Genomic DNA, 24,995 nt, shown 5'->3' with positions numbered 1-24,995 from the left:
TCACCGGTACGCCTCCTCGCTGCCGCGGGCCACCAGGTGCCGGTAGGCCGGGTCGCGGTCGAGCAGGTCGGCGTGGCTGCCGGTGGCGGTGATCCGGCCGCCGTTCAGGTGCGCGACCAGGTCGGCCCGGCCGAGCAGCAGCGGGGACGTGGCGATCAGCACGGTGGTCCTCCCGGCCCGCGCGGAGTGCAGCCGGTCGGCGATCCGCGCCTCGGTGTGCGCGTCCACCGCCGACGTCGGGTCGATGAGGATCAGCACCTCCGGCTCGCCGTGCAGCGCCCGGGCCAGGCGGAGCCGTTGGCGCTGGCCGCCGGAGAGCGTCCGGGCTCGGGCGTCGATCGGGGTGTCCAGCCCGGCGGGCAGGGCGTCGACGACGTCCTGCGCCGAGGCGGTGCGCAGGGCCGCGCCGATCCGCTCTTCATCGTCGTCGGCGCCGGCGCGCAGGATGTCGCGCAGCGTGCCGGCGAAGAGGTACGAGTCGTGGTCGGCGACGAGGATCCGCGCGCGGACCTCGTCCAGGGCGACGTCGCGCAGTGGCACGCCGCCCCAGGTGACGCCGCTGACGACGTAGCGGCCGAGCCGGTCGGCCAGGGCCAGCGCCTCCGCCGGGTCGTCGGCGGCCACCCCGGTCAGCCGCCCGGCGCGTACGGTCAGCCCGGTCACCGGATCGTGCAGGTCGGCCGGGCCGTCCGGCACGGCCAGGCCACCCGGCCGGCGTGGCTCGGGCACGGCATCGGGCCGGCGTGGCTCGGGCACGGCATCGGGCCACCGGCGGCCCGGGCCGCCGACGTCGTCCGGTGTCACGGTGAGCAGGTCGGCGATCCGCCGGGCGGCGACCCGACCCCGGATGAGCTGGTGACTGCCCTCCAGCAGAAACCAGACCGGCACGATCAGGGTCGCCACGTAGCCGTAGACGGCGACCAGCTCGCCGATCGTGACGTCACCGGTCACCGCCATCCGGGCCGTCAGCCACACCACCGCCGCCAGGAACAGCCCGGGGATGGCGACCGTCGCCGCGTCGATCCAGCTGTTGACCGCGCCGACCCGGTAGCCCTCGGCGCGTAGCTCCTGGGACCGGGCCGCGTACCGTCGGGTGAACAGGTCCCGGCCGCCGACCCCGGCGAGCACCCGCAGCCCGGCCACGATGTCACCGGATCGGGCGGTGAGCGCGCCCTGTTGCTGGCGGTAGACCGATTCGGCCCGCTCCAGGCGGCGCAGCAGCGGCCCCACGACCAGACCGACCACCGGCACTCCCAGCAGCACGCAGAGCGCGAGCATCGGGGAGATCGACCAGAGCACCACGGCGATCACCCCGTACGCGACGACCGCGCCGACGCCCGGCCCGGTCAGCGTCAGCACCTGCGCCGTCCAGTCGATGTCGGAGCCGCCGATGGTGGACACCTCGCCCGCACCGACCCGGCGGGGTAGCGCCGCGCCGATCCGGGACAGGTGGCGCAGCAGGACCTCCGCCGAGCGGGCCTTGGCGTCCTCCCGGATGAAGGTCATCGTGCGGTGCCGCATGATGCCCAGGTAGGACAGGCCCACGCCCGCGACCACGATCGCCGCGACCCAGAGCGCCAGGGCGCGGGTGTCGCGTGCGCGCAGCCCGTCGTCGACGGCGCGGGCGATCAGGTAGGGCCGGGCCGCGAGCCCGATCATCCAGGCCGTGCCGAGCAGGCTGCCGCGCAGCACCCGCCACGGTTGGCAGCGGACCAGCCACCAGAGGTAACGCATCGGACCACGGGTGTCGGGAGTGCCAGGATCGGGATGCGGGATCTGCGGAGGCACCTGGTCACGCTACCGACCAGCTCCGACAACGCACCGACCCGATCGCCGTGAGGTGCGCCTCCGTTTCTGTCGGACGGGAGAGGCAGAATCACGTTCGTGCTGGTGGCGGTGGTGTCCGACGAGCGGGGTGGGGGAGTGCTGTGCCCGCTGGACGCCACCGGCCAGCCGTCCGGCCCACCCGAGACCGTCACCGATCTGGTCGCCGCGGTGGCCGCGCGGGAGGCCGCCGAGCACCCACGGTGGGTCTGGGCGACCGCCCCGGCGGTCTACCCGACGCTGGTGCGCGCCGGCGTCCGGGTCGATCGGTGTCACGACGTGGAGCTGACCGAGGCGTTGCTGCTCGGCCACGCGGGCCGCTGGGGCGAGCCCCGCTCGCTGGCCGCCGCCTGGGCCCGGCTGACCGGCGCGGCGGCGGGTCGGGCGGCGCCGCCGCACCACCCGGGCACGGGCAGGGCGCGCTCTTCGACACCCTGCCCGGCCCGCCGGGGCCGGGCATCGAGGCACTGACCCAGGTGTACGCCGACCAGCTCGCCCGGGTCGCCGCGACCGAGCACCCCGGCCGGTTCCGGTTGCTGGTGGCCGCCGAGTCGGCCGGCGCGCTGGTCGCCGCGGAGATGGGCGTCGCCGGGCTGCCCTGGCGTGCCGACGTGCACAACGAGATCCTGCACGAGCTGCTCGGTGAGGCGTCCCCGGTCGGTGGGCCGCCACGTCGGCTCGCCGAGTTGGCGGCCCGGATCGCCGACGCGCTCGGCGTACGCGGCCTGCACGCCGACTCCCCGGCCGAGCTGCTGAAGGCGTTCGCCCGGGTCGGGGTTGAGTTGCCCAACACCCGGGCCTGGGTGCTGCGCGGGGTGGACCATCCGGCGGTGCCGCTGGTGCTGGAATACAAGGAGCTCTACCGGATCTGGACGGCGCACGGCTGGGCCTGGCTCGATCAGTGGGTGCGGGGTGGCCGGTTCCAACCGGAGTACGTGCCGGGTGGTGTGGTCTCCGGTCGGTGGGCCACCCGGGGCGGTGGCGCCCTGCAGATCCCCAAGGTGATCCGGCGGGCGGTGGTGGCCGATCCGGGCTGGCGGCTGGTGGTCGCCGACGCCGGCCAGTTGGAGCCCCGGGTGCTGGCCGCGGTCTCCGGCGACGCGCGGTTGGCGGCGGCGGGCGGTGCCGGCGACCTCTACGCGGCCCTGGCCCGTGACTCGTTCGGTGGCGACCGGGCCAAGGCCAAGGTGGCCCTGCTCGGCGCGATGTACGGGCAGACCGGCGGTGCCGCGGTGCCCGCGTTGGCGGTGCTGAAGCGCAGTTACCCGACGGCGTTCGGTTACGTCGAGGCGGCCGCGCGTACCGGTGAGACGGGTGGGCTGGTGCGGTCGTGGCTGGGGCGGACGTGCCCGCCCGGCTCGGCCGGGTTCGGTGATCTCGACGACGAGCCCGCTGATCCGGAGGGGTCGGCCGATCCGCACAGTCCGCGGGCGCGTGCCGCGCGGTCCCGGGGGCGCTTCACCCGCAACTTCGTCATCCAGGCCACCGCCGCTGAGTGGGCCTCCACCTTGTTGGCCACGTTGCGCACGGAGTTGTCCGGCACGGCCGCCGAGTTGGTGTTCTTCCAGCATGACGAGGTGGTCGTGCACGCGCCCGCCGATCAGGCCGACGCGGTCGCCGAGGCTGTCAACCGGTCCGGGGAGCGCGCCTCCGCGCTGCTCTTCGGCGCGACGCCGGTCCGATTCCCACTGGATCTGTCCATCGTCGACTGTTACGCCGACGCGGCCTGATCCACAGGCGGTGCGCAGGCGGTCGGGCCTCGGCCTGCGCCATTTGTGGAACCGCGGCGCGACCAGGGACTCTGCCGAGACACCGCTTCGGTTAGCCTCACTGGAGCGTCGTGCAGCCGTCGGAACGGGGAGTGCCATGGTCGCCGGAATCGCCCGTCACCTGGCCGGGATGGCCGTCGCCTGGTTGGCCTTCGTCGCCGAGGCGATCGTGGGCTACGTCGGTTTGTTGGCGTACGCGCTGGCCACCGGGTCCGGGTTGGGTGGCCCGCTGGCCGGGCCGATGCTCGCGCTGGTCGCCGCGGTGCTCGGCGTGGCGCTGCTCCCGGTGCTCTTCCTGCCCGCCGTGCTGGTCGCGGAGGCCGCGCGTCGGCGGCAGGGGACGGGTCGGGTGGTGGCGCTGGCCGCGCCCATTGCGGCCGCTCTGGCCGCCGTGTACGCCGCCGTCGGGGCAATTGTCACGCGGGTATCCGCCGGCTACGTGCCCCTGGTCGCGGCGATCGCCGCACTCCTCGTCCTTGCTCCGGTTGTCCTGTACGCGCTGACCGCGTGCGGCGTTCGCGGAGTGGGCCGACGGTTCCCCGGGCACTGGGACGGCTCGGAAGGCGTAGCCGCAGAGGCGGGTTGATCGCCGCTCGACGGCGAGCGGGGCATCGGCCGCCCGACGAGACGGCGGTGACCGTCGGACCAGGTTCGATGACCATCGTTTTCGGCGGTGCCGGGACATGCCGGGCGTGTAACGGTTGTGCTATTTCTCCTTTTCGCCCCGCCACCCTCGGCTGGCCGTCCTCGTTGCAGTGTCCGTAGGAGGGGCGGATCTGTCACGGTCCGTCCCGTGCTGGAGGGGGCGCAGCTGAACCGGATCGCAGGCATGATCATCGCCGCAGGCGGGGGACGACGGATCGGTGGTCCCGAGGCGCTGCTGCACCAGGGAGGCAAGCCCCTGGTCAACCAGATGATCGACACGATGACCGAGGCGGGCTGCGAGCAGATCGTGGTCGTGTTGGGGGCCGCCGCCGACCAGGTCCAGGAGACCGCCGACCTGGGTAAGGCCACCGTTGTGATCAACAAGGCGTGGGGCACCGGGGTCGGCTCGTCCACCCGGGCCGGCCTGGCCGCCATGGACGACGAGGGGATCGAGGCGGTGGTGGTGGTCCCGGTCGACATGCCGGGTCTGACCGCCACTGCGGTCAGCCGGGTGGCCGCGCTGCCGTACCCGGACGTGCTGGTCTGCGCCACCTACGACGGGTTGCGCGGTTACCCGATGCTGTTCGGTCGCCGGCACTGGCCCGGCATCGCGACCCTGGCCAGCGCCGACGTGGGCGCCCGCCCGTACCTGTTGGCGCACAAGGACCAGATCGTCGACATCGCCTGCGACTCGGTGGCCGACGGCAGCCGGATCGACACCCCCGAGCTGATGGAGCTCTACGGCCTAACCGTCCCGCCGCAACGGGTCGGCGTCTAGCGCCACTCTCCCGCGATCTTGCAGTTTCTGTCGCCGATACGCACGATATGTCCTGAATATCGGCGCACTGAGTGCAAGATCGCGGGAGAGTGGATGTGTGCCCGGCGGGGCGTCTTACTCTGCGGCCTGGTCTAGCTCGCCGGTGGCGGCGAGGCGCTGGTACCAGTGGGCGCTGTCCTTCCAGGTGCGTACCTGGGTGTCGTAGTCCACCCGGATGATGCCGAAACGACGGTCGTAGCCGTAGCCCCACTCGAAGTTGTCCAGCAACGACCAGACGAAGTAGCCGCGAAGGTCAGCGCCCTGCGCGCGGGCGTCGGCCATCGCGCCGATGTGTCGACGCAGGTAGTCGATCCGCCGGTCGTCGTGGATGCGGCCGTCGGCCGACACCACGTCGGCGAACGCCGCGCCGTTCTCGGTGATCATCATGGGCTGGTTCGGGTACTCGCGCCGCAGGCGCAGCAGCAGCTCGGTCAGCGCCGGCGGGTCGATGTTCCAACCCATCGCCGTGTACGGGCCGGGCTGCGGAAGGAAGTCGACGTCGTCGGCGGCGACCCACGGTGTGGAGGTCGACGCGCCGTGCCCGTCGGCGTCGGAGCGGGCCGACACCCCGTCCCAGGCCCGGACCAGGGTGCTGGAGTAGTAGTTGACCCCGAGCACGTCCAGCGGCACCGCGATCAGCTTCTCGTCGCCCTCGCGGACGAACGACCAGTCGGTGACGGAAGCGGTGTCTGCCAGCAGGTCGGCCGGGTACGCGCCGTCCAGCATCGGGCCGAGGAACGCCCGGTTCGCCAACGCGTCGATCCGCCGGACCGCGTCCTGGTCGGCGGCCGAGTCGGAGGCGCCCCGGATGACGTGCAGGTTCAGCGTCACCGACAGCTCGGCGGACGGGGCCAGCTCCCGGACCACCCGGCCGGCCAGGCCGTGCGCGAGGTTGAGGTGGTGCACCGCGGCCAGCGCCGCCGCCGGCTCGGTCCGACCCGGCGCGTGCACCCCGGAGGCGTAGCCCAGGTACGCGGAGCACCACGGCTCATTGAGCGTCGTCCAGGTGTGCACCCGGTCGCCCAACGCGCCGACGATGCCCGCCGCGTACTCCTGGAAGCGCAACGCGGTCTCCCGCACCGCCCACCCGCCGGCGTCCTCCAACTCCTGCGGCAGGTCCCAGTGGTACATGGTGGCGACCGGGCGGACGCCCCGCTCCAGCAGCCCGTCCACCAGCCGCGAGTAGAAGTCGATGCCCGCCTGGTTGAACCGGCCCGAACCGCCCGGCTGCACCCGGGGCCAGGAGATGGAGAACCGGTACGCATCGAGCCCGAGGTCGGCGATGTGCCCCAGGTCGTCGGCCCACCGGTGGTAGTGGTCGGCGGCCACGTCCCCGGTGTCACCGTTGAGGGTCCGACCCGCCGTGTGGCTGTAGGTGTCCCAGATGGACGGCCCTCGCCCGTCCTCGGTCGCCGCACCCTCGATCTGGTACGCCGCCGTCGCCGAGCCCCAGACGAAGCTCTCCGGGAAGTGGTGTTGCGTCATCGTTCCGTCCCCTGGATCTCGCAGGTGTAGCCCGTCGAGGTGCCGGCGACCAGTTCGGCGCTGGCCGTCCCACCCTCGTAGCGCACGTCGAACTCGGCGCCCGGCCCGTTGCCGGGTGACGGTACCCGCACCCGGGTCCGCTGCCCCTCGGTCGGTGCGTACACCCGCAGCCGCACATCGTCGGCCCACTCGTAGTCCGGTCGGTCGGTGCGTGAGCCGAACGGGATGACCGCACCCGGGCGGGCCAGCACCGGCAGGCTGTCGAAGCCGTGCTTCTCGGTCACCCAGGCCGGGCCGGTGACCTGCGCGCCGGTGACCAGGTGCGTCCAGGTGCCGGCGGGTACGTAGTACGTGACGTCGCCGTCGGCGCTGAACACCGGAGCGACCAGCACGTCCGGGCCGAGCATGTACTGCCGGTCCAGGTGTGCCGTCGCCGGATCGTCCGGGAACTCCAGGAACATCGGCCGCATCATCGGCGTTCCGTCGCGGTGCGCCTCCTGGGCGGCGGCCGCCAGGTATGGCATCAGGCTGAGCTTGAGCTGGGTGAAGTGCCGCAGCACGTCGACGGCCTCGTCGTCGAACGCCCACGGCACCCGGTACGAGCCGGACCCGTGCAGCCGGGAGTGCGAGGAGAGCAGCCCGAAGGCGACCCACCGCTTGAACACCGCCGGGTCGGGGGTGCCCTCGAAGCCGCCGATGTCGTGGCTCCAGTAGCCGAAGCCGGACGACGCCAGGGACAACCCGCCGCGCAGCGACTCGGCCATCGCGACGAACGTCGACTCGCAGTCGCCGCCCCAGTGCACGGGGAACTGCTGCCCGCCGACGGTGGCCGAGCGCGCGAACAGCACCGCCTCACCCTCGCCGCGTTCGGTCTCCAGCAGCTCGAAGACCGCCTTGTTGTAGAGGTACGCGTAGTAGTTGTGCATCCGCTGCGGGTCCGAGCCGTCGTGCCACACCACGTCGGTCGGGATGCGCTCACCGAAGTCGGTCTTGAAGCAGTCGACGCCCATGTCGAGCAGCGCCTTGAGCTTGCCGGTGAACCAGCGGACGGCGTCCGGGTTGGTGAAGTCGACAAGCGCCATGCCGGCCTGCCACTTGTCCCACTGCCAGACCGAGCCGTCCGGGTTGCGCACCAGGTAACCGGCCTCGCGGCCCTCCTCGAAGAGGTACGAGCGCTGCGCGATGTACGGGTTGATCCAGACGCACACCTTCAGGTCGCGCTCGTGCAACCGGCGCAGCATGCCTTCCGGGTCGGGGAAGGTCGCCGGGTCCCAGACGAAGTCGACCCAGTGGAACTGACGCATCCAGAAGCAGTCGAAGTGGAACACCGACAGCGGCAGTCCGCGGTCGGCCATTCCGTCGACGAACTCGGTCACGGTCTTCTCGTCGTACGAGGTGGTGAACGACGTGGACAGCCAGAGACCGTACGACCACGCGGGGATGCGGGCCGGGCGGCCGGTGAGCGCGGTGTACCGGCGCAGCACGTCCTTCGGGTGGGGCCCGTCGATGACGTAGTAGGTGAGCGACTGGCCCTCGACGCTGAACTGGGTCTGCGTGACGACCTCGGAGCCGACCTCGAACGACACGTGCTCCGGGTGGTCCACGAAGACCCCGTAGCCGGCGCTGCTCAGGTAGAACGGGACGTTCTTGTACGCCTGTTCGCTGGCGGTGCCCCCGTCGGCGTTCCAGATGTCGACGGTCTGCCCGTTCTTGACGAACGGGCCGAAGCGCTCGCCCAGTCCGTACACCGTCTCACCGACGCCGAGCGCGAGCCGTTCGTGCACGTGCCGGCGGCCCTCGGCGTCGGTGACGACGCCGATGCTGCGCGCTGTGGACGCGGTGACCAGCCGGTCGCCGTGCAGGAAGTCGACCTTCCACCCGTCGATCAGCGCGACCCGCGCGGTCAGCTCGCCGGTGGTCAGTGTCGCGCTGAGCCCGGTGACGTCGACGGTGACCGGGTGCGTCGCGTCGGTGCTGAGCCCGAAGCGCGGCTCACGGGGCAGCCCTCCGGTGTGGTGGGCGATCGTCACGCCGATGACGCCGGGGGCGGGGGAGAAGAACCGGACGGTGACCAGGGGACGGTTGAGGGTGTCGCCGCGTCCGGTGATCTGACCGGTCGGTGCGAAGACGGTGAAGCCGCGCTCGTCCGGCTCGACCGACTCCACGGTGCCAGGGCGCAGGACGCTGACGCCGGGGCGCAGCTGCCAGTACCCGTCGGTGAACTTCACTTCTCGGCTCCTGCCGTGATGCCGCGCGCAAGAGTGCGCTGGAAGATGAGGAAGAAGAGGATGGCCGGCACCAGGCTGATCAGCGCGCCGGCGTTGGTGGTCGGAGCGTCCATCAGCCGGTCGCCCTGCAACGACGCCAGCGCGACCGGAATGGTCTGCGTCTGGTTGTCGATCAGCATGACCAGCGGGATGAGGAACTCGTTCCACGTCCAGATGAAGAAGAAGATGAGCAACACCGCGAGGGTGGGCCGCAGGTTGGGGAAGACCACCCGCCACAGCACCGTCCACTTGCCGGCACCGTCCAGCGCGGCGGCCTCCAGCAGCGAGCGCGGGAACGTGCTCATCACCGAGGCGAGCAGGTAGGTGCCGAACGCGCTCTGGATCACGGTGAAGATGATGATCACCGAGAGCTGGGTGTTGTAGAGGCCGACCTGCTTCGCCACGTAGTACAGCGGGTAGATCAGCGCCTCCTGCGGCAGCATGTTCGCCAGCAGGAAGAGACCGACGATCCACAGCCGGCCACGGACCCGGCCGATGCCCAGGGCGTACGCGTTGAGCAGCGACACGGCGACGCCGAGCACGGCCACGGAGCCGGCGATGATCGCCGAGTTCCAGAACTTGAGCGGGAAGTTCACCTCGGTCCAGTACGTGCGCAGACCCTTGGTGTAGAACTCCGTCGGCCAGCTCAGCGGGCCGCCCGACGAGTAGTCGCCGGGTGACTTGAACGCGTTGAGCAGCATGAACGCGAACGGCACCAGCATGACGAGCGCGCCCAGGGTGACCAGGGCGAGCACCACCCAGCGGCTGACGCCGCGGTGGTGTCGGTCGCGTACCGGTCGGGCCGGCGTCACCGGCGCGGCGCTCGGTGTGAGCGTGACGGCCATGTCAGAACCCCCGGTCCCGGCGCTCGCTGCGGGCCTGCATCCAGATGAAGATCCCGGCCACCACCACGATGATCAGTGTCAGCACCATGGAGATCGCTGAGCCGTAGCCGACCTGCAGCTTCTTGAAGAACGTGTAGTAGGCGAAGTACGACGGCACGTTGGTGGCGTTGTCCGGGCCACCCCGGGTCAGGGCGAAGATCGGCCCGAACACCTTCAACGCGGCGATGGTGCAGGTCAGGGCCACCACGAAGGTCTCCGGCCGGATCTGCGGGAGGGTGATCGCCCGGAACCGGTGCAGCCAGTTCGCGCCGTCGACCTCGGCCGCCTCGTACAGCTCGGGGTCGACCCGCTGCAACGCCGCCATGAAGACGACCACCGGGTAGCCGATCTGCACCCAGATCATCACGGCCATCACGGCCGGCAGGGCGGTGCCCGGGTCGCCGAGCCAGTCGTGGCGTAGCGCGCCGAGACCGACAACGTCGAGGAGGCTGTTGAACGCGCCGTCGGGGCGCAGGATCCAGCCCCAGACGATGCCGGCCACCACGACGGGCAGCACCTGCGGGAGGTAGAACGCGGCCCGCAGCGCGGCGGCGGTGCGCGGCTTGAACCGGCGGCCGATGACGTCGAAGAGCACCGCGGCGAGCAGCAGCCCGAGCACTGTGGGCACCACGACCATCGCGACGAGCATCCAGACGGTGTTGCGGAACGACGCCCAGAACACGTCGTCGTGCAGCAGATGCTGGTAGTTGTCCAGGCCGACCCACCGGGGGTCGCCGATGCCGGACCACTTGGTCAGCGACAGATAGAGGGTGCCGATCAGCGGCGCGCCGATGACGAGGAGGAAGAGCGCCGCTCCGGGGAGCAGGTAGAGCCAGTAGGCCGCGTTGCGGCCGCGGCGTCTGCGGCTTGGCGCGGGTGGAGTGGGGGTCGCGGCCGGCGGTGTGGCGGCGACCGTTTCGGAGACTGCCATGGAAGATCCTTCCCGGCGGGGCGGGCGGGCGCGCCGGTTGTTCCGGTCACGCCCGCCGCTCGCCGTGTCACTTGCCGGTGATCTCCTTGACGCCCTCGGCGTACGGCTTGGCGATCGTGTCGAGGACCTGGTCGGGCGACTTCGAGCCGTTGATCAGACCCTGGAAGCCGGAGACCAGCACGTCGTAGTAGCCGGGGACCGGCCAGTCCGGGTAGAAGGCGAGCCCGTCGGACTTGCTGACCGTGTTGAAGTCCTCGATCAGCTTGCGGTCCTTCGGGTCGCTGATCTTCGAAGCGTCCGCGGCGACCGGAACACCACCGTTGTTGCCGATCAGGTCCTGAATCTCCGGACGCAGGGTGATGTCGATGAAGTCGTACGCCAGGCTCTTGGCCTTGCTGTTCTCCGGGACCACCCAGAGGTTGCCGGAGGAGCCGGCCTGGAGGGTGTTGCCGGGGAAGAGGAAGGTGTCCCAGTTGGCCTTCATCTCGGCCTTGAACCGGCCGTACCACCAGCTACCGGAGACGATCATCGGAACCTTGCCGCCGATGAAGGCGGTACCCATGTCCTCGGCCTTGAGGCTGGCCGAGTTCTTGGCGACGTAACCCTTCTGTACCCACTGGGCGAAGGTCTCGGCGCCGTACTTGAGCGGGTCGGCCTTGAAGTCGACCGGGTTCTTGTAGAGCTGGTAGTTGTCGACGAACTGCCGGTCTGCCTTGGACAGGGCGAGCTGGTAGAAGAGCTGCCCGGCCGGGTACTCGGCGCCGGCCATGCCCAGCGGAGTGACGCCCTTACCGACGAAGGTGTCCATCGCGGCGGTCATCTCGGCCATGGTGGTCGGGACCTTGACGCCGTTCTGCTGGAACAGGTCCTTGTTGTAGTAGACAGTGACGTACTCGCCGTAGTTCGGCACACCGAACCAGTTGCCGGAGCCCATCACGCCCTTGTCGCTGTACCGGGCGGTGGTCTGCAGGCTGGGGCTGAGCTTGTCGGCCCAGCCGCGCTTGTCGGCCTCGCTGCTCAGGTCGGCCAGCAGGCCCTGGGAGGACAGCAGCCCGGCGGTGGCGTTGCCCTTGTTGTACTCCATGATGTCCGGACCCTCGGACGAGTTGATGATCATGCCAGCGTTCTGCTGGATCTGCTCGAACGCCTTGCGCTCGAAGCGCACCTCGACGCCCGGGTGCTCGGACTTGAAGATCTCGATCGCCCGGTTCCAGCCGACCCCCATCGCGCTGGTCTCGCTCTCGTAGTGCCAGAGCTTGAGGGTCTTGGCGTCGCTGTCGTCCCCGTTGTCACCACCGCCGCAAGCGGCCACGGTGGTCGTCGCGGTCGCGGCCAGGGCGATCGCGGCGACGAGCCGGCGGAATCGCTGCATTACTATCCTCCTCGTTGAGTACTAGCCGGTACTTCACGTGGCCCGTCGTCGCGTTGCAGCGCGATGGCGGGCCGTTTTCGCTGGTCAGCCGCCGTTGTTCGGGGTTGGACCAGAGGTTGCCAGTGCCGGCCGCCGGGGTGCGGCGGTCGACCCGCGGATCTCCAACGTGCACGGCAGCAGTTGCTGGTGACGCTGGTCCGCGGGGCCATCCAGGTGGCGCGTCAGCGCCTCGATCGCGATCCGGCCCAGTGCTGAGCCGGGCGACGTCATAGCGGTCAGCGCAGGGGTGGCCAGCTCGGCGACCTGCGGCGAGGTGACCATCGAGACGACGGAGACGTCATCGGGCACCGACAACCCGCGGCCGGTCAACTCGCCGAGGATGCCGAAGATGGCCGTCTCGTTCATGGCCAGCACCGCGGTCAGCTTCGGGGCCTGCGCGAACGCGGCGGCCAGGGCGGCCCGACCACCGGCGGCGCTGTCCTCGGCCGCGATCATCACCGGCTCCAGGCCGTGCCCGGTCATCGCCGCGGTGAAGGCGTCCCGGGTACGCAGCGCCGGCCCGTAACCGCTGGCCAGTGTGGCGGCCGAGTGGTTGACGTAGACGATCTGCCGGTGCCCGAGGCTGACCAGGTGCGCGACGGCCTCCCGGACGGTCTGGTCGAAGTCGATGTCGACGTAGGAGAGCGTGCTGGTGTCGCCGGTGCGGCCGATCAGCACCAGCGGCACCCCCACCTCCTGGAGCACGGTGACCCGCTCGTCGGCCAGCTGGACCTCCATCAGCACGACCCCGTCGAGCATTCGCTGGCTGGCCAGCCGACGCAGGTCGTCGGGGTTGCCGCCGCCGACCGGGGAGAGCACCAGGTGGTAGCCGGCGACGCTGGCCGCGGCGGCGGCACCGGTGACGAAGGCGGTCTCGGTGGCGCCGAGGCCGCGTTCGTCCATCGGCATCAGCAGGCCGAGGATCCGGCTGCGGCGACTGGCCAGCCCCCGGGCCATCGCGTTGGGCTGGTAGTCGAGCTGTGCCATCGCGGCGAGCACCTTGTTGCGGGTGGCCTGCGAGATCGGCCGGGTGCCGGTGAGCACGTACGAGACGGTGCTGACCGAGACTTGTGCGAGGCGGGCGACGTCGTGCATGGTGGCCACCGCGTACCTCCTTTGGCCTGGGGTGGGACCGCTTCCCGAGACTTCGTCGAAGCGCTTCGACGAAGCGGTTCGACAGGACGCTAGGCCACCCGTTACGGCGACGTCAATAGCCGATGTCGAAAAGAATTCAACGGTCAGGCGGCGCCCGCGCGGTGCCGGCGTAGCGAGAGGGCCGCGCCGATCTTGCAGTTTCTGTTGCCGCTATGGGTGGATGTGCACCTTGCGTTGGGACAGAAAGTGCAAGATCGCGGAGCGGGGGCAGCGCATGGTCAGGGCAGGTCGAAGAGGGTGGCGGCGTTGTTCCAGCAGACCGCGCGCAGCCAGTCGTCGCCCAGGTCCAGCCGGGCCAGCCCGGCCACCTGGTCGGCGTACGGGTACGGGATGTTCGGGAAGTCGCTGCCCAGCAGCACCTTGCCGGCCAGTCCCAGCTCGCGCAACCGGGGCAACTCGTCGGTGGGGAAGGGGACGAACTGGTCGAAGAAGGGCGTGAACGCCATGGTGGTGTCCAGCCGAACCCGCTCGTACGTCTCGGCGAGGTCCAGGAACGCCCGGTAGTCCGGGGCACCCAGGTGTGCCACCACAGCGGTCAGCCGAGGGTGCCGGGCGAGCAGCGCGGCGAACGGGTCCGGACCGGTGTGGGCGGTCCCCACCGGGGCGTGCCCGGCGTGCACCACCACCGGCACACCCGCGTCCGACAGCATCCCCCACACCTGGTCCAGCGCCGGATCGGTCGGCGCGAAGCCGCCGACCTGCAGGTGCACCTTGAACAGCCGGGCACCCTCCGCGAGGGCCGCCGCAACGTACCCGGGGGCCTCCGGCTCGGGATGGAACGTGGCCGAGGCCAGGCAGCCCGGGGTGTCGCGGGCGAAATCCAGCGTCCAGCGGTTGAGTTCCGCTGCCATGCCCGGCCGGTGCGCGTACGCCAACGCGCTGAACGCCCGAACCCCGAGCCGGCGCAGGTGCGCGACCCGGTCGGCGTCACTCCACCGGTAGCGGATCGGCCACTCGGTGCCGACCAGCGGCCCGGCGGCGTCGAAGTAGGCCCACACCCGGCGCAGCAGTCGCGGCGGCAGGAAGTGCACGTGCACGTCGGCGAGGCCCGGCAGCCCCAGAGCGCGGCAGAAATCCGGCACGCGCTCGTCCGTGACCGGCGGGACCACCGACGCCGGATCGGTCATATCTCGATGTCGAACCGGCTCAGCACCGAGGGAGCGATCAGGCCGACGGTCGCGAGCGCCGAGACGACGGTCAGTGCGATGCGCATCCCGACCACTTCGGCCTTGCTGCCGACGCGCAGGGCGATGCGGTTCGGCAGGCCGATCATCATCCACATGCGCCGCTTGATGGGGATCGGCCAGAGGATCGGCACGCCGGCTCGGGTGATCATGTCGCCGAGGATGTGCACGAAGCAGCCGACGCCCAGCGCGGTGCCGATCAGCGGATAGCCGCGTCCGCCCGGCAGGTTGGCGAAGGTGAACCAGGCCGCACCGGCCGACGCGAGAGTGATGATCACCCAACCGGCACGCTCGGCCCACTGGTCGAACAGGCCGCGCAGCGCCAGGCCGAACATGAAGAACAGGATGGTGATGACCGCCCACTTGCCGTACGCGGCGCAGAGCGCGGTGGTGCCCCAGCCGACCAGCACGGTGAACGGCAGCGTGTGGGTCAGCGTCCGGTGCCCGTTGTTGCGGCGCGGATCCTTGCTGAGCTTCGTGGCGTAGTAGACCCCGAGGGAAATCTTCTCCATCACCTCGGCGGCGAAGAGCGAGAAGACTCCGAAGGTGCGGGCCACGGTGGCCCCGCCCTGGTTCTTGGTCACCTTGCCCGACATGTCGAGATCGGGAAAGAGCGCCCCGCCGGCGCACACCGCGGTGCCCACCGCCAGCGCGAGCGGCGACTGGTGGTAGTCGGCGAACTGCTCCAGTGCCCAGGAGCCAGTTAGCCACACCGCCGCGCCAGACAGCGCGTGTTGCGGTCCCATCATCTCGGCTCACCCTCCCCAAGGATCTTGAGCGCCAAAACTACGCCACTGTAGTCGGCGTCGGCGCCGCAGGGGCATCACCCGGAAGGTCCACATCGGACGGCGTCACAGGGTGGGGGTGAAGCTCTGCCGGATCATCGGCAAGTATGCCGCGTTGACCTGCCAGTCGAACTCTTCTGTCAACCAGGAGACGGTGTAGGAGCGGTCGGCCGACGTGTTGATCAGCAGCCGGAAACTGTGCACCGGAACGCCGAGAGTGTTCTGCCAGCCGCACTCCCACACCGCGCCACCCTCGAAGATGTCCATCGCGGAGATGTCCACCTTGCGATAGCCCGGCAGCGCCGCACTCGCGGTCAGCCGAACCTCCTCGGACTTCCAGTGCGCCACCGGATCCGCGCGGGCCGGCCCCGCCTCGACGCTGAGCACCCGGGACCCGCTGTATCTCCGGAAGCAGGTCACCGGACCCTCGGTCCAGCGCGCCCACCCCACCGGGGCGGCGATCCGAAACCGGGTCGGGTCGTCGTACCAGGTCCACCCCTCGGGCAGCCGGTATTTCGCGTCGGCTGGCGGTGACACCGACACCACCGGGGTCGCCGACGGTGGCGGGGACGACGCGCAGGCGAACGCCGCCGGCCGGGAGGTCGGCACGCCGCCACCCGAGCCCGACGGTGGCGTCCGCTCGTCGTTCCGGTTGACCAGGGCCAGCGTGATGCCTCCGGCGACGAGCAGAGCGGTGAGCGCACCACCCAGGGCGATCAGGCGTTGTCGCCGGACGGGCCGGCGCGCCGGGCGCGGGCTCGAGGTCGGCGTCAGCGTCGGCGGCTCGCTCGGCGGGGGCACCGGTTCCACCGGGTGGGGCGTGATGGCCCGGCCGGCGCTGCGGACCGCCGCCACCGCCGAGGACCGGGCCGGCCCCGCCGGCTCGTCGTGGCTCACCGCGGCGCTGCGCAGCAGCGGCTCCGCCTCGACGGCGGTCAGCCGCCGCCAGGGGTCGCGCTGCAACAGGCCGGTGAGGACGGGACGCAACGGACCGGCTCGACGCATCGGGTCCGGTGGTTCGGTGGCCAGCGCGCTGAGCGTCGCCATCGCACTCGACCTCGCGTACGGTGACTGCCCCTCGACCGTCGCGTAGAGCGTCGCACCCAGCGACCACATGTCGGTTCGCGCGTCGGACACGCCCTCGCGGGCCCGCTCGGGGGCGACGAACTGCGGTGAGCCGAGCACCGTGCCGGGCCCGGTCATCGTGCCGTCGCCGCCGTCGAAGGTGGCCAGCCCGAAGTCGGTGAGCAGCACTCGCCCGTCGTCGGCCACGAGCACGTTGTGCGGCTTCACATCGCGGTGCAGCACTCCGGCGGCGTGCGCGGCCCGCAAGGCGGCGAGCACCGCCAGCCCGATCCGGGCGGTGCGCTGCGGGCTCAGTGGCCCCTCGGCGTTGATGATCTGCTGCACCGAGCGGGACGGCACGTACTCCATCACGATCCAGGGGCTGTCCCGGTCGTGCACCACGTCATAGAGGCGGACCACGTTGGGATGGTTGAGTCGGGCGGCGGTGCGGGCCTCACGCAGGGTTCGCAGCCGCAACTCCTCGCGCTCGGTCTCGGCCAGCCAGGACGGCGGCACGACCTCCTTCAGCGCCACGTCGCGATGCAGCATCTCGTCGCGAGCAAGCCACACCCGGCCCATTCCGCCGGTGCCGACCAGGTCGAGCAGCCGGTACCGACCCGCGATCAGCAACTGATGCACGGTCGCTCCCCCTCGGTCACCCCGGGATCCACGATAGCCACCAATGTCGGCTTTCTCATCCACTGTGCGGCCTCGATCCAGACCGGACGGTGGCCCGGATCATGGCCATACGGTGCAGGTCAGCGGGGTGCTCGGAAACTCTTTCGCACCAGTTCCCAGTCGGGTGCGGCCCCGGTCCAGTCCTCGTCGTAGGTGATCCAACCCAGCGTCCAGCGGTCGGCGCCGAGGATCTGTTGGCGGGCGCGCAACCAGGCTCCGTGCGGTGTCCGCCAGCGGCACTCCCACTCGGCTGAACCGCCGCCGGTAGCGAGCCGGATCTCGTCGTAGCCGGGCAGGGCCCCCGCCCCGGCCGCCGCGTCGCGCAGCGCCCGCAGCCGCTGGAGAGGATCGACAGCGCCGCCCTCGGCGACGCTGAACGCCCGGCCGGTCGCCGGGTCCTGGAAGCACACCACAGCGCCGTCGCGGGAGGTCAGCCACGTCGCCGGTACGGAGACCCGAAAGCCGGCGGTGTCGGCGTGCAAGACCCAGCCGGGCGGCGGTTGGAACTCATCGCCGGAGCTCGGCGTGCCGGGCCGCACCGGCGTGCCGACGATGTCCGGGCGGACACAGGCGAACGGGGGCGGGGGAATGCCCTGCCGCCTCGGTGGCGGCCCGGGACCGAACGGCCCGCCGTTGGGCGGCTGGTTCGGCGGCGGGGAGGACCAGCCGGTGGTGTCACTGGGCTTGTCGCCGGTGACGGTCAGCGCGGTGCCGACGCCGGCCACGACGGCCACCAGCAGCGTCACGGCCACCACCGCCACCCGACGCGCGGTATGCCCGGCGGCCGGCGGTCCCGGGGCCGGAGTGGGGGAGGCGTCACCGGTTACGGCCGGGTCGGGCAGCGGAATTGTGGGTTCCTGGTCGTCGGGGTCGTCGGGGTCGTCGGCCGCGGTGGCCTGGTCGACCAGCACCGGCGTCGGCTCGTCGGCCGAGGGCCGGTCGGTCACCGCCGGCGGGCCGGTCGCGGCCGTCCTGAGTAACCGACGGGCCGCGTCGTGGTCGAGGCGGTCGACCGGGTCGCGACGTAGCAGCCCGTGAAGCACCGGTGCGAGCACACCGGCGTGCGGGGCAGGGTCTGGCGGGTTGGCGGCCAGCGCGCTCAGGGTGGCCATCGCGGTGCTGCGGGCGTACGGGGACTGCCCCTCCACGGCGGCGTGCAGGGTCGCCCCGAGCGACCACAGGTCGGCGGCCACCGAGGACACCCCCTCGGCGGCCCGCTCCGGGGCCACGTACTGCGGGGAACCGAGGACCATGCCGGGGCGGGTCATCGCGCCGTCGCCACCGTCGAAGGTCGCCAGCCCGAAGTCGGTGAGCATCACCCGCCCGTCGTGCGCCACCAGCACGTTCTGCGGTTTGATGTCGCGGTGCAGCACCCCGGCGGTGTGCGCGGCCTGGAGCGCGTCGAGCACGGCCAGGCCGATCCGGGCCGCGCGGGCGGGCTCCAGCGGCCCCTCGGCGTCCACGACGTCCTGAAGGGTGCGGGACGGGACGTACTCCATGACGATCCATGGGCTGCCCTCGACCGCGACGACGTCGTAGAGCCGGACCACCGCGGGGTGGTTGAGTCGGGCCGCGGCGCGCGCCTCCCGCATGGTGCGCGAGCGCACCTCGGCCCGTCCACGATCGTCCAACCAACTCGGTGGAACGATCTCCTTGACCGCTACCTCGCGGTGCAGCATCTCGTCGCGGGCGCGCCACACCCGACCCATGCCCCCGCGACCCACCAGGTCGAGCAGCCGGTACCGACCGGCGATCAGCACCTGTGCACGCTCCTCCTCAGCCGCTGTTCGGGATACACACCCTAACCAGCGGATCGGAAGTCACCTATAGGTCATCTGACGTACGTCAGCACGCGGCGGGGTCGGCCTGGGTCAGCAGATTTCCCTCCGGGATGGCGATCCGGGGCCGTCCGCCGGCCAGTCGGGCCGCGGCGCGGCGGGCCTGCACGGGGCCGTGTTCGCGACGAGCGGTGGCGTAGCTGGCGGCGGTGCGGCCCGCGATGGTGGCCCAGCCGTACCGCTCACCGACCATGGTGCGGGCCCGGCGGGCCAGCCGCCGGGCGAAGATCTCGTCGCCGAGCAGTTGGCCGACCGCGCCGGCGAGCGCGTCCGGGTCGCTGTGCGGGAACGTCACCCCGGTCACGCCGGGTTCGACGATCTCGGCGAGACCGCCGGTCCGGGCCACCGCCAGTGGCGCTCCGGCGGCCGCCGCCTCCAGCGCCACCATGCCGAACGGCTCGTAGAGGCTGGGGACCACTGTCGCGTCGGTGGCGCCGAGCATCGCCGGCAGTTGGGTGGAGTCGAGAAACCCGGTGAACCGGACGGTCGAGCTCAGCGCCAGCCGCCGAGCCTCCGCCTCCAGCTCGGTGCGGTACGGGCCGTCGCCGGCGATCACCACGCGCAGCCCCGGATGCCGTTCGCGCAGTCGGGGTACGGCGTGCACCAGGTGCTGGACGCCCTTCTCGTAGACCAGCCGTCCGGCGTACCCGACCAACGGGCCGTCCCCGGCGAACCGTGCCCGCGCCGACGCGACCGCTCGGGGACGGGCCCGCCAGGCGCGGTCGTCGACCCCGTTGGGCACCACGTCGACCTGGCCGGCCGGTACGTCGAAGAGCGTGGTCACCTGCTCACGCATGTATCCGGAACAGGTGATCACCCGAATGGAGGAGCCGCTGAGCCAGTGCTCGACGCCGTGGATGGTGCGGTTCATCTCCTCCGGCAGCCAGCCCTGGTGCCGCCCGGCCTCGGTGGCGTGCATGGTGGTGACCAGCGGGAGGTCCAGGTGCTCGGCGAGGGTGACGGCCGTGTGGGCGACGAGCCAGTCGTGGGCGTGGATGACGTCGTAGGAACCGGCCTCGGTGGCGCGGAGGGCGGTGCGGGTGAGGGTGTGGTTGAAGGCCATGGTCCAGGCCAGCAGCGAGTTGGTGGCGAGGGGGAAGGTGACCGGGTCTTCGGGGGCGCGCAGGATGCGGACGCCGTCGGCGTACTCCTCCAGGGGTGCGCCCTCGGAGTGGCGGGTGACGACGGTGACCTCGTGGCCGGCGGCGGCGAGGGCGACGGAGAGGGCGTGCACGTGTCGGCCGAGACCGCCGACGAGCACCGGCGGGTACTCCCAGGAGAGCATCAGCACCCGCAGCTGTCGGGCGGGGTTGATGTCGATCACGTGGGCATCGAGTGACATGCGGCCCCCTTTGAATTGTCCCCGGGCGCGCGCCGACCGACACCGGAATCGATGTCGCCGTCGCGTCTGGATCGAGGCCAATCCTGCCGGGATCGCGATAACCAGCGGCGACACCACCGTTGCGGTCGTGTAAAGCGCTACTGGCTCTTTCGCCGCACCCGCAGCAGCTCGGCCACCGACCATGCCTGGAACGGGCACCCGGTAGCGGTGTGCGGCGCGAGGCCATCGGCCGTCTCGCTCACCGAGCCTATCCCATATTCCATCAAATGTGCCTCAATGCCAACGAACACGTCATCGACGGACATCTTGCCGCGGCGCGCGGCGTCCACGTACGGGCCGAGCAACCACGGCCACACCGTGCCCTGGTGGTAGCCCCCGTCCCGGTCGGCCGGGCCACCCCGGTGCCGACCCACGAACTCCGTCGCGTCCGGGACGAGACTGCGCGGCCCGAGCGGGGTGAGCAGCCCGTCCGCGATCCGCCGCAACGTCGCCTCGTCCGGCTCCATCGGCGCGTACGGCAGCGACCAGGCCAGCAACTGGTTGGGGCGCAACGCGTCGTCGTCGTGCAGGGCCGCCCCACCCAGCGGGTACGCCGGTGCGGGCGCGTCCAGCACGTCGTGCAGCCAGCCGGTCGGCGTCGGGAACCGCTCCCGGAACGAGGCGGTCGCCTGCCCGTGGTGTCGCCACAGCTCGTCGGCGCTCTGCCCGGCCAGCTCGGTCAGCTCCGCGAGCCCGGCCAACCCGTTGATCCACAACGCGTTGACCTCGACCGGCTTACCGGTACGCGGAGTGACCGGCACCCCGTACACCCGGGCATCCATCCAGGTCAGCGCGGTGCCCGCCGCGCCCTGGGTGAGCAGCCCGTCGGTCGGGTCGACGCGGATCCCGTACCGGGTGCCGGCGACATGAGCGTCGATCACCGTGCGCAGGGCGGGCAGCAACTCGTCGCCGAGGTCGGTGTCGCCGGTGACGCTGACGTGCCGGCTCACCGCGTGCAGGAACCACAGCGTGCCGTCGACGGTGTTGTACTCCACCCGCCCCGTGTCGGCGGTGTTGGCGAGCATCCCCTCGGACAGCGTCGCCGCGTACGCCCGCAGCAGTTCCCGCCCCTCGTCGGCGCGGCCGGTGCAGAGGAACAACCCCTCGTACGAGATCATCGTGTCCCGCGACCAGGCCCCGAACCACGGGTACCCGGCCACCACGTCCACCGCCGCGTGGTTGGTGCGCACCACGAACGCGTCCGCGGCCAACGCCAGGGTGGCCGCCACGTCGTCGGTCGGCTTCGCCGCCGCCACCACCTGCCGGTTGCGCCGTCGGGCCGTCGCCACGATCTCCGTGGCCGGCGGCGGCTCCTCGTCGAGTCGACCGGCCCAGGCCCGCACCGACACCGTGTCGCCGGGGCGTTCCAGCTCGCCGGAGAAGCGGCCCGCGTACCAGAGGTCCTCGTCCGGGTGCAGACCCCGGTTGGCCTCCTCCCGGTGGTGCACGCCCAGCCACCACTGCCCCTCGGGGGCCCAACCCGGGCCGGCGAGCCGGTACGCGCCCTCGACCACCGCGCCGTCGGCCACCGCCTCGACCTGCGGGATCGGGCCGTCGGCCCGCCGTTCGCCGTGCGCGTCCCGCCAGGTGCAGGCGGCCGACAGCTCCAGCCGGACCGGACCACCGGCAACCAGCCGGTGCACCACCGCGACGCAGGAGCGGCCGGGCAGCATGGCCAACTCCCGTTCGATCACCACCGCGCCGATCCGCCACCGCCACCGGGGCAGCCCGTCGACCAGGTCGAAGCGCTCCAACAGCTCGAAGCCGCGCGGGTCCACGTCACCGGAGGCCCACTCGTGCGCGCCGAGGCGCACCCGCGCGCCGGACGGCAGGGTGACCGCCGGATCGAGACTGACCAGTCCCACCTGACGGGACGCCGGCGTTTCGCCGGGAACCACCAACAGACCGTGGTAGCGACGGGTCCGCAACCCTCCGACCGTGCCCATCGCATAGCCACCAAGGCCGTCGGGGACCAGCCACTCCCGGCTGGCGGCGCTGGTCAGATCGCCGCAGATCTGCGGGCCGAAGTGAATGTCGATCAACTTTCCTCCACCGGCGGCGGGGTGTAACACGCCACGACGAGAATGGCCGCTGTGGTCAAGTACCGCGGCGACGTCAAAGATGTGCACGTGATCACTGACCGATCGTCCTCCGACGCCTCGCCACCCGACGCTGAGCGGCTCCGGCTCGCCCAGGCCGACTCGGGGGAGCAGGACTGGCGCGCATGGGGTCCCTATCTGTCCGAACGGGCGTGGGGGACGGTACGGGAGGACTACAGCGAGCACGGTACGGCCTGGGACTACTTCCCGCACGACCACGCGCGGTCCAGAGCCTACCGGTGGAATGAAGACGGGATGGCCGGCGTCTGCGACGAACGACAAACCTTCGCCTTCGCCCTCGCCCTCTGGAACGGCAAGGACCCGATCCTCAAGGAGCGGATGTTCGGCCTCGGCGGCGACGGCGGCAACCACGGCGAGGACGTCAAGGAGTACTGGTGGTACGAGGACTCCACGCCCACCCACTCCTGGATGCGTTGGCGCTACCACTACCCGCAGGCCGCCTTCCCGTACGACGAACTCGTCGCGGTGAACGCGTTGCGCGGCCGCGACGACACCGAGTACGAGCTGGTGGACACCGGAATCTTCGACGACGACCGGTACTGGGCGGTGACCGTCGACTACGCCAAGGCGTCCCCGACCGACCTGTGCATGGTGGTGACCGTCGCCAACCGGGGCGACCAGGCGGCGACCCTGCACGTCCTGCCCACCCTCTGGTTCCGTAACACCTGGGCCTGGGGTCTGCCCGGCGGCGACCGGATCCCCCAGTTGACCGGCCAGGGCACCCGGCTCGTCGGCGAGCACCGGGTGCTCGGCCAACTGCTGCTGGAGGGCGACGGCGGCCCCGTGCCGCTGCTCTGCGACAACGACACCAACGCCGAACGGCTCTGGGACCTGCCCGGCCGCTCCCCGTACCCGAAGGACGGCATCAACGACCACGTCGTCAACGGCGCGGCCACGGTCAACCCGGCCCGGGAGGGCACCAAGGGCGCGCTGCACTACGTGCTCGACGTGCCGGCCGGCGAGCAGCGCCAGATCCGGCTGCGGCTCACCCGTACCGCGTCGCCCCCGGCCGCCGCGCCGCCGCCGCCGGCCGACCTCAGCGACGGCTTCGAGGCCGTGGTGTGGGCGCGACGGGCCGAAGCGAACCGCTTCTTCGCCGGGGTGATCCCGGCAGCCGCCAGCCCCGACGAGGCGCTGGTCGCCCGGCAGGCCATCGCCGGTCTGATGTGGGGCAAGCAGTTCTACCACTTCGACGTCAAGCGCTGGCTCGAAGGCGACCCGGGCTCGACGCCGCCGCCGGCCGGGCGTCGACACGGTCGCAACAGCGCCTGGTGGCACATGACCAGCTTCGACGTCATCTCCATGCCCGACCCCTGGGAATATCCCTGGTACGCGGCCTGGGACCTGGCCTTCCACTGCGTGAGCATCGCCCGGGTCGACCCGGGCTTCGCCAAGGACCAACTGCTGCTCCTGCTGCGCGAGTGGTACCTGCACCCCAACGGCCAGATCCCGGCGTACGAGTGGGCGTTCGGTGACGTGAACCCGCCGGTGCACGCGTGGGCGGCGCTGAAGGTGTTCGAGATCGACGGCGGCCGGGACTACGACTTCCTGGCCCGGGTGATGCACAAGCTGCTGCTCAACTTCACCTGGTGGGTCAACCGCAAGGACACCGGCGGCAACAACGTCTTCGAGGGCGGCTTCCTCGGGCTCGACAACGTCGGGCCGTTCGACCGCTCGGCGGCGCTGCCGGTCGCCGGTGTGCTGGAGCAGTCCGACGGCACCGGCTGGATGGCCATGTACGCGCTGAACATGCTGGACATGGCGATCGTGCTCGCCGAACACGACCGGACCTGGGTGGACACCGCCACCAAGTTCTTCGAGCACTTCGCCTACATCGCCGCCGCCGCGTACGAACAGGGTTTGTGGGACGACGAGGACGCCTTCTTCTACGACGTGCTGCGCCTCGCCGACGGCACGAAGGTGCCGCTGAAGGTCCGTTCCGTCGTCGGCCTGCTGCCGTTGGCCGCGACTACCCGGCTCACCGCGAAGACCCTGCACCGCATACCCGAGTTGGGCGCGCGGTTGCGCTGGTTCCTCACCAACCGACCGGAGTACGCCCAGGTGATCGGCGTCCGCCGGCTGGGCCCGGACGGCCGGCAGCAGCGACTGCTCTCCATGGTCGGCCCGGAGCAGGTCGTCCGGCTGCTCGCCCGGATGCTCGACCCGGACGAGTTCCTCTCCGACTTCGGCCTCCGGACGCTGTCCCGCGCACACCTGGACAAGCCGTTCTCGGTCACCCTCGGCGGGCAGGAGTTCTCCGTCGGCTACGAGCCGGCCGAATCGACCAGCGGACTGTTCGGCGGCAACTCGAACTGGCGCGGTCCGATCTGGATGCCGACGAACTTCCTGCTGATCAGCGCGCTGCGGGACTACGCGGCGTTCTTCGGCGACGACCTCCAGGTGGAGTACCCGACCCGCTCCGGCGTGAAGCACACCCTGGACGAGATCGCCGACGACCTCTCGGCCCGGCTGATCGCGCTCTTCACCCAGGACGACTGGGGTCGACGCCCGATCTACGGCGCTGCGCAGCTGTTTCAGACCCACCCGGACTGGCGGGACCTGATCGCCTTCCCCGAGTACTTCCACGGTGACAACGGGGCCGGCCTGGGCGCGTGGCACCAGACCGGCTGGACAGCCCTGGTCGCTGACCTCATCCTCACCCTGCGCCGCTGACGTCCTCGTGGAGATTTCCCGAGCCCTCGCTCGAATGGGGGTCGCTGCTGGAAAGTAGCTGAGCGATGCCGCTCCGTATATCA

16 protein-coding genes and 1 pseudogene are annotated in these 24,995 nt (G+C 71.3%); 4 read left to right on the top strand and 13 right to left on the bottom strand.

All coding sequences use genetic code 11. The features are described from left to right. Entirely contained in the window at positions 1-1,734 is a 1,734-nt protein-coding gene (locus DLJ59_RS32625) for an ABC transporter ATP-binding protein (protein ID WP_244236345.1), read from the bottom strand. Positions 1,735-1,854: 120 nt separating this feature from the next. Between DLJ59_RS32625 and DLJ59_RS32620 the strand changes: the two are divergent. The 3 genes and pseudogenes from DLJ59_RS32620 to DLJ59_RS32610 all read left to right on the top strand — a co-directional run bounded on the left by DLJ59_RS32620 (position 1,855) and on the right by DLJ59_RS32610 (position 5,016). Next, a pseudogene (locus DLJ59_RS32620) lies at positions 1,855-3,554 on the top strand (bifunctional 3'-5' exonuclease/DNA polymerase). Positions 3,555-3,690: 136 nt separating this feature from the next. Then, positions 3,691-4,179: a hypothetical protein gene (locus DLJ59_RS32615; protein WP_124777887.1), complete on the top strand. Its 489-nt coding sequence runs from the start codon at positions 3,691-3,693 to the stop codon at positions 4,177-4,179. A gap of 243 nt (positions 4,180-4,422) precedes the next feature. Further along, positions 4,423-5,016, top strand: coding sequence for a nucleotidyltransferase family protein (locus tag DLJ59_RS32610; protein WP_124777907.1), 594 nt, complete (start codon positions 4,423-4,425; stop codon positions 5,014-5,016). A 114-nt stretch (positions 5,017-5,130) separates the two neighbouring features. Here DLJ59_RS32610 and DLJ59_RS32605 read toward each other — a convergent pair whose 3' ends face one another. From DLJ59_RS32605 to DLJ59_RS32550, 12 genes are all read right to left on the bottom strand, one after another. Beyond that, the gene (locus DLJ59_RS32605) at positions 5,131-6,540 is read right to left on the bottom strand and encodes a GH1 family beta-glucosidase (RefSeq protein ID WP_124777885.1); all 1,410 of its coding nucleotides are present in this window, start codon (positions 6,538-6,540) and stop codon (positions 5,131-5,133) included. After that, on the bottom strand, positions 6,537-8,768 hold the full coding sequence (gene yicI / locus DLJ59_RS32600; protein WP_124777883.1) for an alpha-xylosidase: 2,232 nt from the start codon (positions 8,766-8,768) through the stop codon (positions 6,537-6,539). The genes DLJ59_RS32605 and yicI overlap by 4 nt, the downstream gene beginning before the upstream one ends. Next, a complete protein-coding gene (locus DLJ59_RS32595; protein WP_124777881.1) occupies positions 8,765-9,652 on the bottom strand; it encodes a carbohydrate ABC transporter permease in 888 nt (295 codons plus the stop codon). The genes yicI and DLJ59_RS32595 overlap by 4 nt, the downstream gene beginning before the upstream one ends. A gap of 1 nt (position 9,653) precedes the next feature. Continuing rightward, complete coding sequence (locus DLJ59_RS32590; protein WP_124777879.1) at positions 9,654-10,622, bottom strand: carbohydrate ABC transporter permease; 969 nt, start codon at positions 10,620-10,622, stop codon at positions 9,654-9,656. A 67-nt stretch (positions 10,623-10,689) separates the two neighbouring features. Beyond that, a complete protein-coding gene (locus DLJ59_RS32585; RefSeq protein WP_124777877.1) occupies positions 10,690-11,994 on the bottom strand; it encodes an ABC transporter substrate-binding protein in 1,305 nt (434 codons plus the stop codon). An 84-nt stretch (positions 11,995-12,078) separates the two neighbouring features. Then, a complete protein-coding gene (locus DLJ59_RS32580; RefSeq protein ID WP_244236344.1) occupies positions 12,079-13,128 on the bottom strand; it encodes a LacI family DNA-binding transcriptional regulator in 1,050 nt (349 codons plus the stop codon). Positions 13,129-13,406: 278 nt separating this feature from the next. Further along, positions 13,407-14,315, bottom strand: coding sequence for an amidohydrolase family protein (locus DLJ59_RS32575; RefSeq protein WP_124777873.1), 909 nt, complete (start codon positions 14,313-14,315; stop codon positions 13,407-13,409). Beyond that, the gene (locus tag DLJ59_RS32570; RefSeq protein WP_124777871.1) at positions 14,312-15,121 is read right to left on the bottom strand and encodes a metal-dependent hydrolase; all 810 of its coding nucleotides are present in this window, start codon (positions 15,119-15,121) and stop codon (positions 14,312-14,314) included. Before DLJ59_RS32570 ends, DLJ59_RS32575 begins: the two co-directional genes overlap by 4 nt. A gap of 102 nt (positions 15,122-15,223) precedes the next feature. Continuing rightward, positions 15,224-16,861 carry a serine/threonine-protein kinase gene (locus DLJ59_RS32565; protein ID WP_124777869.1) on the bottom strand — a complete coding sequence of 546 codons (1,638 nt, stop codon included), beginning with the start codon at positions 16,859-16,861 and terminating at the stop codon, positions 15,224-15,226. Positions 16,862-16,980: 119 nt separating this feature from the next. After that, entirely contained in the window at positions 16,981-18,660 is a 1,680-nt protein-coding gene (locus tag DLJ59_RS32560) for a serine/threonine-protein kinase (protein WP_244236343.1), read from the bottom strand. 85 nt (positions 18,661-18,745) lie between these two features. Beyond that, entirely contained in the window at positions 18,746-20,080 is a 1,335-nt protein-coding gene (locus DLJ59_RS32555) for a glycosyltransferase family 4 protein (RefSeq protein ID WP_208648909.1), read from the bottom strand. 137 nt (positions 20,081-20,217) lie between these two features. After that, positions 20,218-22,161, bottom strand: coding sequence for an amylo-alpha-1,6-glucosidase (locus DLJ59_RS32550; RefSeq protein ID WP_124777867.1), 1,944 nt, complete (start codon positions 22,159-22,161; stop codon positions 20,218-20,220). A gap of 42 nt (positions 22,162-22,203) precedes the next feature. Here DLJ59_RS32550 and DLJ59_RS32545 point away from each other — a divergent pair, with 42 nt between their 5' ends. Then, positions 22,204-24,912, top strand: a complete 2,709-nt coding sequence (locus DLJ59_RS32545) for an MGH1-like glycoside hydrolase domain-containing protein (RefSeq protein WP_124777865.1) — start codon at positions 22,204-22,206, stop codon at positions 24,910-24,912. The last annotated feature ends 83 nt before the right edge of the window (positions 24,913-24,995 follow it).

Source organism: Micromonospora inaquosa, assembly GCF_003857055.1.
Lineage (GTDB): Bacteria > Actinomycetota > Actinomycetes > Mycobacteriales > Micromonosporaceae > Micromonospora > Micromonospora inaquosa.
The sequence above is the reverse complement of the archived record's forward strand: the minus strand, read 5'-3'. Positions and strand labels throughout refer to the sequence as shown.

Excerpts from the sequence above, each read along its gene's own strand:
- DLJ59_RS32590 (WP_124777879.1), bottom strand. The coding sequence starts at position 10,622 with ATGGCAGTCTCCGAAACGGTCGCCGCCACACCGCCGGCCGCGACCCCC.
- DLJ59_RS32625 (WP_244236345.1), bottom strand. The coding sequence starts at position 1,734 with ATGCGTTACCTCTGGTGGCTGGTCCGCTGCCAACCGTGGCGGGTGCTG.
- DLJ59_RS32545 (WP_124777865.1), top strand. The coding sequence starts at position 22,204 with ATGGCCGCTGTGGTCAAGTACCGCGGCGACGTCAAAGATGTGCACGTG.
- DLJ59_RS32605 (WP_124777885.1), bottom strand. The coding sequence starts at position 6,540 with ATGACGCAACACCACTTCCCGGAGAGCTTCGTCTGGGGCTCGGCGACG.
- DLJ59_RS32595 (WP_124777881.1), bottom strand. The coding sequence starts at position 9,652 with ATGGCCGTCACGCTCACACCGAGCGCCGCGCCGGTGACGCCGGCCCGA.
- DLJ59_RS32585 (WP_124777877.1), bottom strand. The coding sequence starts at position 11,994 with ATGCAGCGATTCCGCCGGCTCGTCGCCGCGATCGCCCTGGCCGCGACC.
- DLJ59_RS32615 (WP_124777887.1), top strand. The coding sequence starts at position 3,691 with ATGGTCGCCGGAATCGCCCGTCACCTGGCCGGGATGGCCGTCGCCTGG.
- DLJ59_RS32580 (WP_244236344.1), bottom strand. The coding sequence starts at position 13,128 with ATGCACGACGTCGCCCGCCTCGCACAAGTCTCGGTCAGCACCGTCTCG.
- DLJ59_RS32575 (WP_124777873.1), bottom strand. The coding sequence starts at position 14,315 with ATGACCGATCCGGCGTCGGTGGTCCCGCCGGTCACGGACGAGCGCGTG.
- DLJ59_RS32555 (WP_208648909.1), bottom strand. The coding sequence starts at position 20,080 with ATGTCACTCGATGCCCACGTGATCGACATCAACCCCGCCCGACAGCTG.
- DLJ59_RS32610 (WP_124777907.1), top strand. The coding sequence starts at position 4,423 with ATGATCATCGCCGCAGGCGGGGGACGACGGATCGGTGGTCCCGAGGCG.
- DLJ59_RS32570 (WP_124777871.1), bottom strand. The coding sequence starts at position 15,121 with ATGATGGGACCGCAACACGCGCTGTCTGGCGCGGCGGTGTGGCTAACT.